Raw genomic sequence first — 14,624 nt, 5'->3', positions numbered from 1 at the left:
CTGTTGGTCTTACTTTTTTTTAGGAACTTCTTCCGACTTTATGTTAAGCCCCCATAATTCAATTAACTGTGGCAAAATTTGATAAATTGAAAAAGTCGAAAAATTATCTAACCATTCTTCTGGACTGTCAGGAACAGATTTATCTCCATGCTTTGCCATTACATAGGCTATGTTTTCAAATAGTTCTAATGATCCTATATCTAGATTAGATTTATCTTTATCATTTTTCTTCATGGACTTTTCTAATTCCATCAAGTCTTTGAAGATATCTCTTCCAAATTTAAGTCTATAGATTCTTGGGATAGCTGCTGATGCACGGAAAACAACTTCTTGGCCATCGATTTGAATTTTCTTGGTTAGTGCCATATTTATTTACCTCCAACACTTGCTCTTGAAGGTGTTACTGTAGTTTCTGTTGGCATATAGACTGACTTGTACCAACCATCATAAGTTTCCTTCGTAGTCTCTTCACCTGTTCTAGCTTTTACATTTCCATTTGGAAGTGGTCTTGCTTGAATAGACAATGTTTCTGGTTGAACTTCTCTTGATTCTTCATTAGTTTCTCCTTCAAGAGTAGGTCTTGCTGCTGAGCAGTTATACATGACATGGCGGATTTTCTTTTGGTCACCGTCAAACTCAAAAAGAAGTGCAAAGTTAGCAGTTTCAGAATTTGAAGACTCAATTAGAACTTTATTAGAATCTGATTTTTCCATCAAAACATCCGTCCTAAAAGATTCTGGAATAAGGGCGATTTCTAAATCTCCGTCATATCCCATATTGTTTGAAATAGTGTAGTATTCAATTCCATCTGCATAAAAGCTTTCAGGTTCTCCATTAGGATCCAATGAAATTGAAACAGCACCAGGCATTGGCACTGGTGTCTTATATTTAATAACGCCCTCTTCGGTTTTATCAAAAAGAGCGTAATGCACATTGCAAATATTAAACTTTACCTTATTTGCCATAATTGTTACCTCCCATAAATTGTAGTGAGTCAGCTCCATCACAATTCTCTTCGCTCCTTATCAGTCGCAGAGAATTGGATTGCGTGACATCTGACCTACCTGCCACTCGCAAGGCTCGTGGGGTTAGGTCATTAACATTACAAATATTAAATTTAACTTTATTAGCCATTTTTTACCTCCATAGTAAATTCATAGAGAACTTCATAGAGTCTCTCTGATTCAATCCAAACTTCAGATTTTTCATAATAGATTTTTTCCCTATCAAGTATCTCTTCTATTTTTTCTTCTAATTTTAAATCTTTCTTATCGGTGTAAAGTTCTAAGTCTATTTGGGTGTTTTTATAGAAAACTACTCCATCTGCACCAAAGTGTTTATTCTTTGGAAATAGATAGACTATAAATGGTGGAGAAGGGCTTTCTCCTTCAGCAAAGTGTGAGTATGCAAAAGGAAGCCCAATCTCGTTAATTATTTTCATTAACTTTTTCATTCTCTTAACTTCCTCATAATATTTTCTTCCAATTCTCTGATTCCTTTCTCTTCAGCTGGTCCAATGTGTAGCTTAGCAGACACTCTTCCACCCTGTCTTAGTACATGACCTTTCTCTAGCAAATGAGCCAGTTGGTATCTATTTCTTGAGTGAACTACGAGTTCTATTGAGTTAGAAGTTTCTTTCATGGTTTTTACTGACCAAGATTTAGAATATTTCTTTGTTTCTCCTACAGGTGCATTTTCTTGTATGTCTTTTCTAATATTGCTACCAGCTTTTTTGACTTCCTTTTTGACTTCATCTGTTGCCATATCAGAATATTCTTCTAAGCCCTTCATTATTTCACTGGCGAGGTTTTCAATTTTTACATTCATCTACTCACCTTCCTACACCTAAACTTTATAAGTCTATTTTTATAGTTCATAAAGTCAATTGAGATGATATTGTACTTTTCATCATCAAATAGAATTCTGTATTCTGAAGTGTTAATATTCTTTAACCTATTTTGAAATCTTACAGTAAAAGAAATATCTGACCTATCTACTTCTATCCCAAGAAAAACTTCTTCTCCTTTACCTTGAAACGATATATAGGCTGAAGTTTCTAGATAATCCGTCCATACTGATTTATGGTTACCAATTCCATCCACCTCAATGTTTTTATTTTGAAAGGTTATTTTTCTATTTAAATCCGATATCTTCATTAGAATTCAGCCTTTCTCATTCCAAATAATAAAGCCCTTAGAGTTAAGTTTAATTCAGCATAATCTGCCTCTTCTCTATGCTCGTAAAGATAAGCGATCATATAGAGGACGGCTATCTTTCCATTTGGATTTTTAGAAAGTTCTTCTTCACTATCAACCCTGGCTACATCCATGGAGTGCTTTATTGATGATTGGATGAGAGAATTAATTATCTCATCCTCATCATCAAAATCCACCCTTAAATATGATTTTGCCTCTTCAAGAGTAATCATAATTTACTCCTTAGGCAGTAGCACCAATTTTTAAAAGTTTAACTGCTTCTCTTAAAACTAAGATTCCATCTACTCTTTCTTTACCTAAGAAACCAACCATGCCATTACCAGCAAATAGTTCCTTTAAGTCTTGGAAAGATCTATTTCCTCTATCTCCAATCTTGTAATAAGAAAAATCGCCAAAGGCTACTGCAAGTTTTCCTTTTTCAGCTTTTGGAGCAAAGGCAGATGTATAGGCAGGATATCCTAAAAGTCTGTCTGGTTCTCCATCTTTAAGTGATGGTTGCCAAATATATGCACCATTCACATCTTTAAGCTTTCTAATTTGAGCAACTGTTGCATCATTTAAAATGAAGGCTGCTCTCTTTCTATATGGTCTATCTAGGGAGTAAACTAAGTCAATTAGTTCATCTGCAGTAATTGTTTGAGCCTTTGTTGTTACTCCAAGTTCTCCACCCTTTTTAGAGTCAAAAATTCCTGTAGGCTTATTTACTCCATCACCATTTAAGAAAGCATCCTCTTCAGCATTTGCTAGTGCTCTAGTAAATTCTTCAGTGATGTATTTTCCTAAATTAAAGGCTGCATCATAGAGTAGTTCTTCAGTAACCTTAATACCAACATGGAGTTTATGCGCATCAAGAGATACTTGATCGAATTTGCCATCGCCAAAGGTAAGTTGGCCACCCTCTTCAACCCATAGGGCTGCTGGCTTTGTAGCTGCAATATTGATTTTATGAAGTCCGGAAGTTTGAACTTTTGTAGCTAATTTTCTTACAATATTTTCATCTTCAAGACCATTTACGATATCTGTTTCCATTTCTTCTGGAACTAAATATCCACCACTTTCATCTGTGCCTACTTTTAATTCATTGGAAATATCTCTAAAGTTAGTTCTTAATGCCTTCATCATAGATTTCTTATAGACATTTCTTGCTCTCATTGGCTTTTCTTCTTCATTAAATGTAGCAGGTTCATTTGTTAGTGCTTGAGTAGTAGGTTTTTCTAAGGATTTATCCATTTCTTCTTCCCTCTTCTTTCTTTCAATTTCACGAGTGTAATTCTCGATAGTTTTTTCCATCTTTTCATATGTTTTAAAGTCTTCATCAGACATTAGACCATTTTCATCTTTCTTAGATTCAGCAAATGCTTTTGCCTCATCCCAAGCTCTAGTTCTCTTTTCCATTAGTTCTTTTAAGTTCATATCTTTACCTCCAAGTATTTTTAATTTTGTTTAATCTGCCTTCGACCTCACTCATTGAGTGAGTTTTCACTTCTTTATTTATCTTTGTTAAGAGCGAATTTGTAACTGCTCGCCTTGAAAAGACCATGTTTATAGCTTTTTCATCTTTTCTTTTGTCAGTGAGAGTTCCATCACAAAAACCCATCTCGATGGCCTTATTCTCATCAAACCAAGTCTCTCCATCCATTAGATTAGAAATTTCTTCTCTGGATAAACCTGTCTTAATCTCATAGGCATTGATGATTGATTCCTTGACTTCCTTTAACATATCTATGGCTTTTTGCATTTCTTTTGAGTCACCAATGGCTACAGTTAAGGGGTTATGAATCATCATTAATGAAGTAGGACTCATCAAAACTTCAGTTCCTGCCATGGCAATAACCGATGCTGCTGATGCTGCAAGTCCATCAATCTTAATGGTCACATTTCCCTTGTGCTCTAAAAGCATGGTGTAAATTCTTGATGCAGCTATGCAATCACCACCAGGGGAGTTAATCCACACAGTTATATCTCCACTTTTGTTTTTTAATTCCTCAAAAAAGAGCCTTGGTGTGATTTCATCATCAAACCAAGACTCTTCTGCAATAACTCCATCTATATAGAGTTCATTTGAATCCTTTTTCCAGTTCCAAAATATTTTATTGTTCTTCATTCTCGGTATTCTTACCTCCGTTTCTTTTACTCTCATAGAATGACCCTGCCTTATCAAGTGGTAGCATATTTCCATTAACAAGATATAGGTCACCACCTTCTTCAGCTGAAATCCTATCAAGATTTTCTAATTCTCTTATGTCATTTGCACTCATCCAGCCATTCTGTCTTCCTACAGCATATCCATTCATTCTTGATTCATAGTCTCCTCTTAGAAGTCCATCAAGATTAAATTTAATAAAGTAGGATTCTTTTTCTTTCTTTGTTAGTAGTGCTCTTTCCAAAGATTTCTCACAACGAACAATCCAAGGATCAAGAGTGTATTTAACAAATTCAAGTGACTGTTGTTCTATATTTGAAAATGACGACTTCTCCAAGTCTCCAATCATATGAGGTGGTATTCTGAATATCCTTGCTATCTCATTTAACTGAAACTTTCTTGTTTCCAAAAATTGGGCCTCACTTGGTGCTATGGCTATCGGTTGGTATTTCATCCCTTCTTCAAGTACAGCCACTTTATTGGCGTTCTTAGGCCCTTGAAAGGCTGCATTCCACGACGCTCTAACTCTTTCTGGATCTTTAATAATTCCTGGATGCTCTAAAACTCCACCTGGTTGTGCTCCATTTTGAAAGAATGACGCTCCATAATCTTCACAAGCCATAGCCATTCCAATTGCATTCTTGGCCATTGTAATTGGTGAGTATCCAATAAGTCCATCAAAACCAAGTCCTGGAATATGAAGGACATCTTCTTTTAAAAGATAAACTTCTTCAGATTTGTGATTGTATTTATAGAAGATTTCTCCATCTTCACTTCTCATAACAGTCATCTTGTTTGGCATTAATGGGTAAAGTCCTATGACATCATTTCTTCCATTACGTATTATTTGAGCATAGGCATTACCCCATAAAAGTAGATGAGTCATTAGTGTCTCTCTAAATACAAATGAAGTCATTTCAGCGTTAGGTTCATCATGAAGTAAGAAGTATAAAGAATGGTCTCTTGCTTTTTCTTTTGAATTTGAATTTTCTTTCTTGTATAGATGTAAGGGAAGTCCAGCTAAGGTTTCAGCTAGAACCCTTACGCACGAATACACTGCTGTCATTTGCATAGCAGTAAATTCGTTTACATTCCTACCTGCTGTTGTCCTTCCAAATAAAAAAGACGATGAAGATATCCTCTCCCCGTCTTTAGGTTTGTCTCTCGACTTAAATATTAATTTTAAAATATTTATATTGCCACCTCCTAAAATTAGGTATGAAAAAAACACCTACTAATGTAGATGCTTTAGTTCGTACCTATTTCCACTTAGAAAACTTTTTTATTTCCAAAACATTTTCTTTTGGTATCTTTACTCCTCTTTTTAAAAGTATAATATTTTCTGTTTGACCACAAAATGAAATATCATACGCTTTACATAGATAGCTTATCCATCTCGAGTTGTTGCTGCCTTCATCATCTATTAAATCTCCTCTTACTTTTGTTACTACTTCATATGCAATAGTTTCACTAGCCCACTTTTTTGATAATTGCAAATCCAAAAGTTGATCTATATTCAATAATATTTCCGGTCGCTTGTGTATGTTCCCTGAATAAGCAGAATTCTCTAAAGTTAAAAATCCACAGATATTATAATCAAAATAAAATTTATATCCGATTTTCCAAGCCAACCTTTCCACTATATCTGATGAAGGACAATCTATTTCAAAGTTGATATCAAATGTATTATTTTTATATTTTAGTAATTTGTTTTCTATATCAATTTCTATCCCATTAGAATCCAACATTTTTCTCAACTCAGAATCCTTTAATAAGTAAGACTCTCTTAAATCCAGTAAACCATACTTTTTAATTGATTCACAGGCATTGTTACTTGTAGTTATATGAGAAAAAATAAAATCTATATCATCACAATTAAGCTCTTTAATTCTATATTCATTGATTAGCCATTCAACGATTTGAACATAATCAGTTTTTTTTACATCTCTGAAACTATTTATCCAAACATCTTTTGGTACATTTGTTAAATTTATTAAAGTTTCAATTGCTAATTCTGAATTTCTTATATCATAAATCATAACTATTTTACCCACCTGTTTTATATGTTTTATTATATCACTATTTTTAGTTCTAAAATACGATAAGACCCCTATCATCATAAACAGATTCACTTGTATCATTTCCACACCTTATGGCCCTATCAAGTGCCATGATTGTAGCAATTACACCATCTATCTTTTCTGTAGATTTTTCCTTATCTGCTTTAATGTTTCCAGCAGGATCAGTTCGTATGAAGATATTATCCATCATCCACCTTAGAACTGGATGACCTCCATGGGCTATTTTTCTTTCAAGAGTTAGCTTCATTAATTCTTTTGTTGGTGGAGACATATCTTTAAATCCTTGACCAAAAGGAACGACTGTAAAACCCATGCCTTCTAAGTTTTGAACCATCTGAACTGCTCCCCACCTGTCAAAGGCAATTTCTCGTATGTTATATATCTCGCCTAAGTCTTCGATAAATTTTTCTATAAAACCATAATGAACAACATTACCTTCTGTTGTCTGAATGTAGCCCTGTTTTTTCCATAGGTCGTAGTTCACATGGTCTCTTTTTACTCTTAGGTCGAGGTTATCTTCTGGCAACCAAAAGTAAGGTAATATTTGATATTTATCATCTTCATCTATTGGAGGAAAGACTAAAACAAAAGCTGTAATATCCGTTGTGCTTGATAGGTCAAGACCACCATAGCAAACTCTACCTTTTAGTTCTTCTTCATTAACAGCAAAATTACATAGATCCCATTTTTCCATAGGCATCCACCTAATTGCTTGCTTGACCCACTGATTTAACCTTAACTGTCTGAATGTATTTTCTTCAGTTGGGTTTTGCTTAGCTGATTCACAGGCTTGTCTTACTTTTTCTATTGGTACAGTTATTCCAAGAGATGGATTTGCTTTATGCCATACTTTTTCATCTGTCCAGTCATCCTCTCTGTCTGCTCCATAGATTACAGGATAGAAAGTAGAATCAGTTTTTCTTCCTTCAAGTATGTCAACTGCCTTTTGATGAGTCTCATAGCAGATTGATTTAGTATCCGTTCCAGCAGTTGTTATGAGAAAATATAGAGGTTGAGTTCTCGCATCACCAGACCCTTTTGTCATTACATCAAATAGCTTTCTATTAGGTTGAGTATGAAGTTCATCAAATACGACACCATGAATATTAAATCCGTGTTTGGAATAAGCCTCTGCAGATAAGACTTGATAGAAAGAATTGGTAGGTTTATATATCATCCTCTTTTGTGATGCTAGAATCTTTACTCTTTTAGAAAGGGCAGGACTCATTCTTACCATATCAGCTGCAACATCAAAGACAATAGTTGCTTGTTGTCTATCGGCAGCACACCCATAAACCTCTGCTCTTTCCTCTCCATCACCACAAGTAAGGAGGAGCGCTACAGCAGCCGCAAGCTCTGACTTTCCCATCTTCTTTGGTATTTCAATATACGCAGTATTAAATTGTCGATATCCTGTATCTTTTACAATTCCAAACAAGTCTCTAATGATTTCTTCTTGCCAATCAATAAGCTTGAAATCTTTACCTGCCCATCTACCTTTTGTGTGTTTAAGACATTCTATAAAAGTAACAGCATAGTCTGCTTTGTTTTTATCATAGTGAGATATAGGTAGCATAAATTTTGTTGGTTGATATTTCATTTGACCCTCCTTCCTCTAAAAATGAGCATAAAAAATACTAGCTTTCGCTAGTTCACTACGAGAAAAAGAGCCTTGGCTCATTTTTCTTTATTTTTATCTTTGTCTTGCTATGTTTAATTCTTTGTAAGCTTTCTTAAGTTCTCTGTCTAGTGTTTCTGATTCACTAAATAGTTCAAATTCTTCTTCGTTTAGGTTTCCTTGTGACTCTTTCCAAAGTTCTTCATGAAGTTGGTCTGCACATTTCTTTGCTGTTCCTGCTATGTCTAAAAGGTTAATTGCTGATCCTATATTTCCTTCTCTTGATTTTTTTATTGAGTTTTCAGCGTATCTCTTGCAGGCTTTAATTTCTGTTTCTAATCTTTCTAGGATATCTTTTTTCATGGTTACTCTCCTTTGCTTTTGTTGTACACATATTCCCGTACAACGAGAGATAAGTCAAGCAATTATCTTGCTTAACTTTATTTTTATTCTCTATTTTTATTCTTAATTTCTCTTGAAAAGAAGTGCAGGTGTATATTCTTTTTCTTCCTTGTTTTCTTTGAAGTTCCAATGGGTTCTTCCTGTATCTATTTCAATTATGTCTTCAGGAAAATAATCTCTTCTTTTAAAACTTTTTAGCCCTTTCATAAGGCCTGTTGACTGGTCTGAAATTGTAAATTCTTGTATCCCAAATCTTTCAAGGTTATCTATGATTTCTTGGTGGTTTTCTTCAAATCCGATGTCTTCAAAGTTTAAGATGTCTCGACCAATCCTTTGAGATTCTCTATATGCCCAATAAAATCTGTAACTGATTTTATTTTCTTCGAATTCTTCTTTTTCTTTTATATTTTCTAGTAGTTCAATCTTTTTCATTTCTTGTACCTCCTCTTTTGTTGTACACATATTCCCGTACAATAGAGGAATAGTCAAGCAATATACGGCAGTAAGAAAGATTAAATTTCAAATTTTTTCAATAATATCTTCCTTAAAAATTACATTTAACATCGAACCATTATCCCATTTTACAAGGATTGATCCAATGGCATCCACCCCATAAACTGTGCCTAAGGTTCCAACTGGAGGTGCCCCATCATCTTCCATTTGGATTAATTTTACTCTCGAACCTACTGGGTACGTCTTTTTTAAATTTTCTATAATTTCCCTTGAAATCATCTAATCACCTCACATACATATATCACTCAATTCAAGATTTATATCAAGTTAGATTATTACATCTTTATACTTATACTCTTTCCCATCTCTTAAAAGGCTTACATCTTTATCACTGCCAACCAATTCAATAAATCTGTTTACAATTACATCTACAAATTTTTCATCAAGTTCTATCATCCTACAAATTCTATCAGTCTGTTCACAAGCTATTAGTGTACTTCCACTTCCACCAAATGGATCAAGTACAATAGAGTTTGTCATTGATGAGTTTTTAATCGGATAAGATAAAAGAGGAATTGGTTTCATAGTAGGATGGTCGCCATTTTTTCTTGGTTTATCAAATTCCCAAATGGTAGATTCTTTCCTTCCTGTATACCAATTGTGTTTTCCTTTTTTCTTCCAACCATAAAGGATTGGTTCATGTTGCCATTGATATGGACTTCTTCCAAGTACAAGGGACTGTTTCTTCCATATACAAGTACCAGATAAATAAAATCCAGCATCTTGAAATGCCTTTCTGAAATTAAGTCCTTCTGTATCAGCATGGAAAACATATATCGAACCATCATCTGCGAGGAACTTTTCCATATTTAAAAAAGAGCTTAGTAAAAATTCATAGAATTTACCTTGCTCCATATTATCGTTTTTAATTTTTCCAGCTGATCCTTCATAGTTTACATTGTATGGAGGGTCTGTGATGATAAGATTTGCTTTTGATTCTCCCATCAATTTTCCGTAAGTAAAGTCATCTGTAGAATCTCCACAAACAAGTTTGTGCTTACCTAATGTCCAAATATCTCCAGACTTTGAAAAAGTAGGCTTTTCTAATTCTTTGTCTACATCAAAGTCATCATCTTCTGTATCATTTCCTAAGTCAAAAATATTAGATAGTTCATCTGGTGAAAACCCAGTAAGTTCTACATTAAAACCATAATCTTTTAGGGATTCAATTTCTACCCTTAATAGTTCTTCATCCCATCCAGCATCAAGAGCCATTCTGTTATCAGCTAAGATATAGGCTTTCTTCTGTGCCTCATTTAGATGGTCTGCAAAGACACAAGGTACTTCTTTTATACCTTCTTCCTTTGCTGCCATAATTCTTCCATGGCCTGCAATAACTCCATAGTCTTTATCAATAATTACAGGATTGATGAAACCAAACTCTCGAATTGATGAGCGTAGTTTATTAATCTGGTCTTGTGAGTGAGTTCTTGCATTATTTACATAGGGAACAAGTTTTTCGATATCAACTAATTTCATTTCTTTTGTTGTAATCATATTAGCCCCCACTTAGCAAATTCCTCAAAACCACCAATAGAGTTAATGTAGTTTCTAGCAATTTCTACAATTTCTGAATATGGTCTACCATCAACAGTTTCATCCCCGATTGCACAGGATAATTCAATCTCTCTTTTTTCTTCTTGTGCCTTCAGGTGGGCATAAATATTGACAGATACATCAGCCTTGGATAGGTCTTTACCATGAAGACCTCCACCCGTTACTGCTCGTCCCATATCAGAGCCGAGTTTTCTATTATTCGCTCCAGTATCAACATCAAATCCTCCAGTCCAATATCCTAATGGATTTACAATTGCTCTTGGATAAATCGATTTTAAAATTTTTGTAGATACATTTGACTGGCAGATGATAAGTTTATCTCCATCAAGAATATATTTTCCATCGTAGGGATAATTAGAATAGATTTCACGAGCAATTAAAGATAGTTTCTTTTCTTCATCTGATGTGGGTACTCCCTTAAAAATTCCATTGTCTCCACATCTTATCTTTTCTCTTTGATTATTTGATAGGTGGATATCCTGTTCTACAATTTTAATATCTACTATGACATCTCCTGCTATCCTCTTAATTGCTGATCCAATTTCTTTTTTATTTAACTTGCAGTCTGTCTCAATGATTACATGACAGTCTCCATGCCATAGCAATACTTCAACTGCTATTTTAGGATTATCTTTTTCTTTATATGCTAAATCTACAATTGCACCAGCGATGCAATCTGCTATTTTATCTGGATGCTTTGGATTTACTTTTTCAAACATTTTCTTCCTCTCTTTCTTTAAATAATGAAAATGTACTCGTGCCCAACGATAGAAACAAAGAAATCTATGATTTCGTCTTGTTTCATCGGAAGGGTGCAAATTTATTACCTCCTCTGTCTTAGTAATTTTTCCATCATATCTTCTCCATAATCTTCATAAACTTCAGTACAGTTTTCTTTCACTATGTCATAAATTTCATACCATAAAAGGTTGGCTGTCTTTTGAAACTGACTAGACATCTGTACAAATGGAGATGCAATAACTCCTCCCGTAGTAGGATGCTTTCCTAAAAGTCCAAATTGACTTATTGCCTCTTCACATTGAATGTATCTTGCAAAAGCCTGGGAGTAGGATTCTAATAATCTTGGATTTACTAAGTTTTCACAGTTTCTCTGTTTTAACCAACTCCAAGTCTCTTTATATATTTCATCTGCACCTAATGGTATGCCATTCTTTTGTTTTGCAGATAGATAGTCACTAGGTGTTGGCATATCTGCTCCATCAAGGACTGCTCCGTCTGGTAAGTCAACAGCATCTATTTCTTCTGGCGTGAATGTTGGAATATCATTCATTAGTATTTCTACTTTTTTACCTTTTTCTATTTTTTCAGCAGCAGGCTGTGGTTTCCCTCCTGCTTTTACTCTTCTTCCACCTCTGTATGTTCCGTCTTTAGCGATAGTATCACCTCCTAGTTTATTATCTTCTTTAATAGGGCCTTTGAACCCGTTTTTTTTTTGTGTGAGAGGGCGGCACCGTTGGTAGGGGATTCACTCGTAGAGATTAAGACTCCCCCTACCCACGGAAAACTATCCTCCAAACCTATCTCCACTCTTTGCATGAATCTTTGAGTGGCAAGATTTACAAAGACACATAAGATTGTCTTCGTCATTAGTTCCACCACGAGAAAGAGGAAGTATGTGATGTACTTCCTCTACCTTTGTCATTCTATTTTCTTTTAAACACATCTCACAAAGTGGATGCTCTGCTACATATCTTTTTCTTATAACCCTCCATGCTTTTCCATAACGCTTATGGGTTTTAGGATCTCGTTTATATTTTTCATAGTTTTTGTTGTATTCTTTTTCATGTTTCTTACAGAATCGTCCATCAACTAATTCAGGACAACCTGGATGTGAACATGGTCTCTTAGGTTTTCTTGGCACTTTATCACTCCATAAAGAAAGCCCTGAAGATTAAATCTCCAAGGCTCTTTTAATTATTCTTTTGCTATTTTAATAATACTACAACTCCATAGTGACATTCTATGACATTTCATGACAGGATTTGATTAGCTTTGAAGTTTCTTTTAACCCCAGATTGTGAAGTCTATGAATATGTCTAATATCATAATTCATATCAACTGCTATCTTCTCCCAAGTCTCAAAGCAAAGATATCTTTTTTCAAGGATAACTTGAAGTTCTTTATCTTGAATTTGTTTAATTGTTCCAACCATCTCTGCTTTCAAATCTACAAGTTTATCTATATCCCTATTGATTTCTTCTTGAAGATCTATAATCTTAACAATAGTATCTTCAAGTTTTGATGTTCCTCTACTAGGACTCTTGGGCATATCTGATAAGGTCGATGTAGCTTTTGTAGCTAAGGCATTTAAACTTTCAACTTGCTCTAGCTTACTATTAATTCTCTTGTCTAAATAAAAAGCTTGCTTTAAATATTCTTTTGCGTTCATTTCTTACCTCCATAAGTATTGAGGTAAGTTCTCTATAGAACCTCTACTCATTTTAGATTTGCTTTTACTGCATCAATGAGTGCAGCTTGTGTCTTATTCTTATTTTCTAATGATTTCATTACATCTTCATCAATAGTTCCTTTAGATAAGATATGATGAATTACAACTGTTTCTTTCTGACCCTGCCTATATAGTCTGGCATTGGTTTGTTCATAAAGTTCTAATGACCAAGTAAGAGAAAACCAAATAAGTGTTGAGCCACCTGCTTGTAGGTTTAATCCATGACCAGCAGATGCTGGATGGATAATGGCTACAGGAATCTTACCTTGATTCCATTCTTTAAAGTCCTCACTTGTCTTAAGTTCTCTTACATCAAACCTATCTTTTATTCTTTTCAAATCTGACTTATACCAATAAGCTATTAGAACAGGTTTTCCATTTGCACCTTCTATTAAATCTTCCAAGGCATCAAGCTTTCTATCATGAATATGAATCATATTTTTATCTTCATCATAAACAGAACCCGATGCCATTTGAAGTAACTTATTAGAAAGGGCTGCAGCATTAACAGCATCTATGTCTTTATCCTTAATACTAACGACCAGGTCTTTTTTTAAGGTCTCATAGATATCTCTTTCTTTATCTGATAGATTTACAAAGACTTCATTGTTTATCTTCTTTGGCATTTTTAGGTAATCTTCAGCTTTCATAGAAACTGTTATATCTGATATCTTTTCATAGATTGCATCTTCAGCAAAAGGCAGTGGTTTATAGGAATAAATGATTGGTCCGTTTCTCTTATCTGGTTTGAAGTAGATTTCCCTGTACTGTCCAATAAATCTTCCAAGTCTTTGACCCATATCCAGCAGTTTAAACTCAGCCCATAAATCCATTAGTCCATTAGATGATGGTGTTCCAGTAAGACCAACTATTCTTTTTACCTTTGGTCTAACTTTCATCAAAGCTTTAAACCTCTTTGACCTATGAGATTTAAAAGACGATAGTTCATCAATTACGATCATATCGTAGTTGAATGGCTTTTCGCTCTTATTTATTAGCCAGTCTACATTTTCCCTATTAATTAAATAAATATCTGCTTGTTTATTTAGTGCTTTTATTCTTTCTTTTTCACTTCCTACAACTACTGAATATTTTAAGATATCAAGATGGGACCATTTTTCTATTTCTTCTTTCCAAGTATCTCTGGCAACCCTTAATGGTGCTACAATTAAAACTTTAGAAATTTCAAAAGAATCAAAGAGTAAGTCTTTTATAGCTGTTAGACTTATAACCGTCTTGCCGAGACCCATGTCCAGTAGAAGTGCTGATTCTTTGTTTTCTTTTATAAATTCAGTAGCATAGTTTTGATATTTATGTGGAGTATATTCCAATTAGTCACCTCCAATCCTTTTTATTATTTCATCAATGTTTTCTTTGGAATCAAGAACATAAACTTTAAAACCTAAGTTTTTAAATTGTCTTATTCTTTTTTTCTGAATTGGTCTTGGTTCTCCTCCAGGTCTTTTTGTTTCCACAAATCCTATCTTTCCTTTAGGTAGAAGTATTATCCTGTCTGGTATTCCCGTCATTGATGGAGATGTAAATTTGAGACAAAGACCTTCATGGAGTTTCACTTTATCTACCAATGCTTTTTCTATTTCATTTTCTAACATATAAACCTCTA

22 protein-coding genes are annotated in these 14,624 nt (G+C 34.2%); all 22 read right to left on the bottom strand.

What is annotated here, in order from left to right; translation table 11 throughout:
• Positions 1 to 9: 9 nt before the first annotated feature.
• The gene (locus ABDJ34_RS05465; RefSeq protein ID WP_412701645.1) at positions 10 to 366 is read right to left on the bottom strand and encodes a hypothetical protein; all 357 of its coding nucleotides are present in this window, start codon (positions 364 to 366) and stop codon (positions 10 to 12) included.
• A 2-nt stretch (positions 367 to 368) separates the two neighbouring features.
• The gene (locus tag ABDJ34_RS05460; RefSeq protein WP_008901312.1) at positions 369 to 965 is read right to left on the bottom strand and encodes a major tail protein; all 597 of its coding nucleotides are present in this window, start codon (positions 963 to 965) and stop codon (positions 369 to 371) included.
• On the bottom strand, positions 955 to 1,134 hold the full coding sequence (locus tag ABDJ34_RS05455) for a hypothetical protein (protein ID WP_068370117.1): 180 nt from the start codon (positions 1,132 to 1,134) through the stop codon (positions 955 to 957). The genes ABDJ34_RS05460 and ABDJ34_RS05455 overlap by 11 nt, the downstream gene beginning before the upstream one ends.
• Positions 1,127 to 1,453, bottom strand: coding sequence for a hypothetical protein (locus tag ABDJ34_RS05450; RefSeq protein ID WP_412701644.1), 327 nt, complete (start codon positions 1,451 to 1,453; stop codon positions 1,127 to 1,129). The genes ABDJ34_RS05455 and ABDJ34_RS05450 overlap by 8 nt, the downstream gene beginning before the upstream one ends.
• Entirely contained in the window at positions 1,450 to 1,827 is a 378-nt protein-coding gene (locus tag ABDJ34_RS05445) for an HK97 gp10 family phage protein (protein ID WP_412701643.1), read from the bottom strand. Before ABDJ34_RS05445 ends, ABDJ34_RS05450 begins: the two co-directional genes overlap by 4 nt.
• Complete coding sequence (locus ABDJ34_RS05440; protein WP_412701642.1) at positions 1,824 to 2,156, bottom strand: phage head closure protein; 333 nt, start codon at positions 2,154 to 2,156, stop codon at positions 1,824 to 1,826. Before ABDJ34_RS05440 ends, ABDJ34_RS05445 begins: the two co-directional genes overlap by 4 nt.
• Positions 2,156 to 2,428, bottom strand: a complete 273-nt coding sequence (locus ABDJ34_RS05435; RefSeq protein ID WP_412701641.1) for a head-tail connector protein — start codon at positions 2,426 to 2,428, stop codon at positions 2,156 to 2,158. The genes ABDJ34_RS05440 and ABDJ34_RS05435 overlap by 1 nt, the downstream gene beginning before the upstream one ends.
• Before the next feature lie 10 nt (positions 2,429 to 2,438).
• On the bottom strand, positions 2,439 to 3,629 hold the full coding sequence (locus ABDJ34_RS05430) for a phage major capsid protein (RefSeq protein ID WP_412701640.1): 1,191 nt from the start codon (positions 3,627 to 3,629) through the stop codon (positions 2,439 to 2,441).
• A gap of 4 nt (positions 3,630 to 3,633) precedes the next feature.
• Complete coding sequence (locus ABDJ34_RS05425; protein WP_099208591.1) at positions 3,634 to 4,320, bottom strand: head maturation protease, ClpP-related; 687 nt, start codon at positions 4,318 to 4,320, stop codon at positions 3,634 to 3,636.
• Complete coding sequence (locus tag ABDJ34_RS05420; RefSeq protein ID WP_457922055.1) at positions 4,307 to 5,590, bottom strand: phage portal protein; 1,284 nt, start codon at positions 5,588 to 5,590, stop codon at positions 4,307 to 4,309. Before ABDJ34_RS05420 ends, ABDJ34_RS05425 begins: the two co-directional genes overlap by 14 nt.
• Positions 5,591 to 5,618: 28 nt before the next feature.
• Positions 5,619 to 6,398 (bottom strand): hypothetical protein, encoded by a 780-nt coding sequence (locus ABDJ34_RS05415; protein WP_412701639.1) that lies wholly within the window; start codon positions 6,396 to 6,398, stop codon positions 5,619 to 5,621.
• Positions 6,399 to 6,450: 52 nt separating this feature from the next.
• Complete coding sequence (locus ABDJ34_RS05410) at positions 6,451 to 8,040, bottom strand: terminase large subunit (RefSeq protein ID WP_412701638.1); 1,590 nt, start codon at positions 8,038 to 8,040, stop codon at positions 6,451 to 6,453.
• Positions 8,041 to 8,133: 93 nt separating this feature from the next.
• The gene (locus ABDJ34_RS05405) at positions 8,134 to 8,421 is read right to left on the bottom strand and encodes a transcriptional regulator (RefSeq protein ID WP_412701637.1); all 288 of its coding nucleotides are present in this window, start codon (positions 8,419 to 8,421) and stop codon (positions 8,134 to 8,136) included.
• A 102-nt stretch (positions 8,422 to 8,523) separates the two neighbouring features.
• Positions 8,524 to 8,892, bottom strand: a complete 369-nt coding sequence (locus tag ABDJ34_RS05400; protein WP_412701636.1) for a DUF7698 family protein — start codon at positions 8,890 to 8,892, stop codon at positions 8,524 to 8,526.
• A gap of 87 nt (positions 8,893 to 8,979) precedes the next feature.
• Positions 8,980 to 9,192, bottom strand: coding sequence for a DUF4314 domain-containing protein (locus tag ABDJ34_RS05395; protein ID WP_412701635.1), 213 nt, complete (start codon positions 9,190 to 9,192; stop codon positions 8,980 to 8,982).
• A gap of 48 nt (positions 9,193 to 9,240) precedes the next feature.
• Positions 9,241 to 10,470: a site-specific DNA-methyltransferase gene (locus tag ABDJ34_RS05390; RefSeq protein ID WP_412701634.1), complete on the bottom strand. Its 1,230-nt coding sequence runs from the start codon at positions 10,468 to 10,470 to the stop codon at positions 9,241 to 9,243.
• Positions 10,467 to 11,249, bottom strand: a complete 783-nt coding sequence (locus ABDJ34_RS05385) for an S-adenosylmethionine synthetase N-terminal domain-containing protein (protein ID WP_412701633.1) — start codon at positions 11,247 to 11,249, stop codon at positions 10,467 to 10,469. The genes ABDJ34_RS05390 and ABDJ34_RS05385 overlap by 4 nt, the downstream gene beginning before the upstream one ends.
• Positions 11,250 to 11,353: 104 nt before the next feature.
• Complete coding sequence (locus tag ABDJ34_RS05380) at positions 11,354 to 11,821, bottom strand: P27 family phage terminase small subunit (RefSeq protein WP_229062781.1); 468 nt, start codon at positions 11,819 to 11,821, stop codon at positions 11,354 to 11,356.
• Positions 11,822 to 12,055: 234 nt separating this feature from the next.
• Entirely contained in the window at positions 12,056 to 12,412 is a 357-nt protein-coding gene (locus ABDJ34_RS05375) for an HNH endonuclease (RefSeq protein WP_412701632.1), read from the bottom strand.
• Positions 12,413 to 12,511: 99 nt separating this feature from the next.
• Positions 12,512 to 12,940: a hypothetical protein gene (locus ABDJ34_RS05370; protein ID WP_412701631.1), complete on the bottom strand. Its 429-nt coding sequence runs from the start codon at positions 12,938 to 12,940 to the stop codon at positions 12,512 to 12,514.
• Positions 12,941 to 12,987: 47 nt separating this feature from the next.
• Positions 12,988 to 14,331, bottom strand: coding sequence for a DEAD/DEAH box helicase (locus ABDJ34_RS05365; protein WP_412701630.1), 1,344 nt, complete (start codon positions 14,329 to 14,331; stop codon positions 12,988 to 12,990).
• A complete protein-coding gene (locus tag ABDJ34_RS05360) occupies positions 14,332 to 14,613 on the bottom strand; it encodes a VRR-NUC domain-containing protein (RefSeq protein ID WP_412701629.1) in 282 nt (93 codons plus the stop codon).
• Positions 14,614 to 14,624: the final 11 nt, after the last annotated feature.

This window comes from Finegoldia dalianensis, from assembly GCF_046255015.1.
Classification (GTDB): domain Bacteria; phylum Bacillota; class Clostridia; order Tissierellales; family Peptoniphilaceae; genus Finegoldia; species Finegoldia magna.
Note: the sequence above shows the minus strand (reverse complement) of the source record. Positions and strands in the feature narration are given on the sequence as shown.

Bases quoted from the DNA above. Each gene is read 5' to 3' on its own strand.
- ABDJ34_RS05395 (WP_412701635.1), bottom strand. From the start codon at position 9,192: ATGATTTCAAGGGAAATTATAGAAAATTTAAAAAAGACGTACCCAGTA.
- ABDJ34_RS05455 (WP_068370117.1), bottom strand. From the start codon at position 1,134: ATGGCTAATAAAGTTAAATTTAATATTTGTAATGTTAATGACCTAACC.
- ABDJ34_RS05410 (WP_412701638.1), bottom strand. From the start codon at position 8,040: ATGAAATATCAACCAACAAAATTTATGCTACCTATATCTCACTATGAT.
- ABDJ34_RS05425 (WP_099208591.1), bottom strand. From the start codon at position 4,320: ATGAAGAACAATAAAATATTTTGGAACTGGAAAAAGGATTCAAATGAA.
- ABDJ34_RS05380 (WP_229062781.1), bottom strand. From the start codon at position 11,821: ATGAATGATATTCCAACATTCACGCCAGAAGAAATAGATGCTGTTGAC.
- ABDJ34_RS05465 (WP_412701645.1), bottom strand. From the start codon at position 366: ATGGCACTAACCAAGAAAATTCAAATCGATGGCCAAGAAGTTGTTTTC.
- ABDJ34_RS05370 (WP_412701631.1), bottom strand. From the start codon at position 12,940: ATGAACGCAAAAGAATATTTAAAGCAAGCTTTTTATTTAGACAAGAGA.
- ABDJ34_RS05445 (WP_412701643.1), bottom strand. From the start codon at position 1,827: ATGAATGTAAAAATTGAAAACCTCGCCAGTGAAATAATGAAGGGCTTA.
- ABDJ34_RS05415 (WP_412701639.1), bottom strand. From the start codon at position 6,398: ATGATTTATGATATAAGAAATTCAGAATTAGCAATTGAAACTTTAATA.
- ABDJ34_RS05440 (WP_412701642.1), bottom strand. From the start codon at position 2,156: ATGAAGATATCGGATTTAAATAGAAAAATAACCTTTCAAAATAAAAAC.
- ABDJ34_RS05405 (WP_412701637.1), bottom strand. From the start codon at position 8,421: ATGAAAAAAGATATCCTAGAAAGATTAGAAACAGAAATTAAAGCCTGC.
- ABDJ34_RS05430 (WP_412701640.1), bottom strand. From the start codon at position 3,629: ATGAACTTAAAAGAACTAATGGAAAAGAGAACTAGAGCTTGGGATGAG.
- ABDJ34_RS05460 (WP_008901312.1), bottom strand. From the start codon at position 965: ATGGCAAATAAGGTAAAGTTTAATATTTGCAATGTGCATTACGCTCTT.
- ABDJ34_RS05400 (WP_412701636.1), bottom strand. From the start codon at position 8,892: ATGAAAAAGATTGAACTACTAGAAAATATAAAAGAAAAAGAAGAATTC.
- ABDJ34_RS05385 (WP_412701633.1), bottom strand. From the start codon at position 11,249: ATGTTTGAAAAAGTAAATCCAAAGCATCCAGATAAAATAGCAGATTGC.
- ABDJ34_RS05450 (WP_412701644.1), bottom strand. From the start codon at position 1,453: ATGAAAAAGTTAATGAAAATAATTAACGAGATTGGGCTTCCTTTTGCA.
- ABDJ34_RS05360 (WP_412701629.1), bottom strand. From the start codon at position 14,613: ATGTTAGAAAATGAAATAGAAAAAGCATTGGTAGATAAAGTGAAACTC.
- ABDJ34_RS05390 (WP_412701634.1), bottom strand. From the start codon at position 10,470: ATGATTACAACAAAAGAAATGAAATTAGTTGATATCGAAAAACTTGTT.
- ABDJ34_RS05435 (WP_412701641.1), bottom strand. From the start codon at position 2,428: ATGATTACTCTTGAAGAGGCAAAATCATATTTAAGGGTGGATTTTGAT.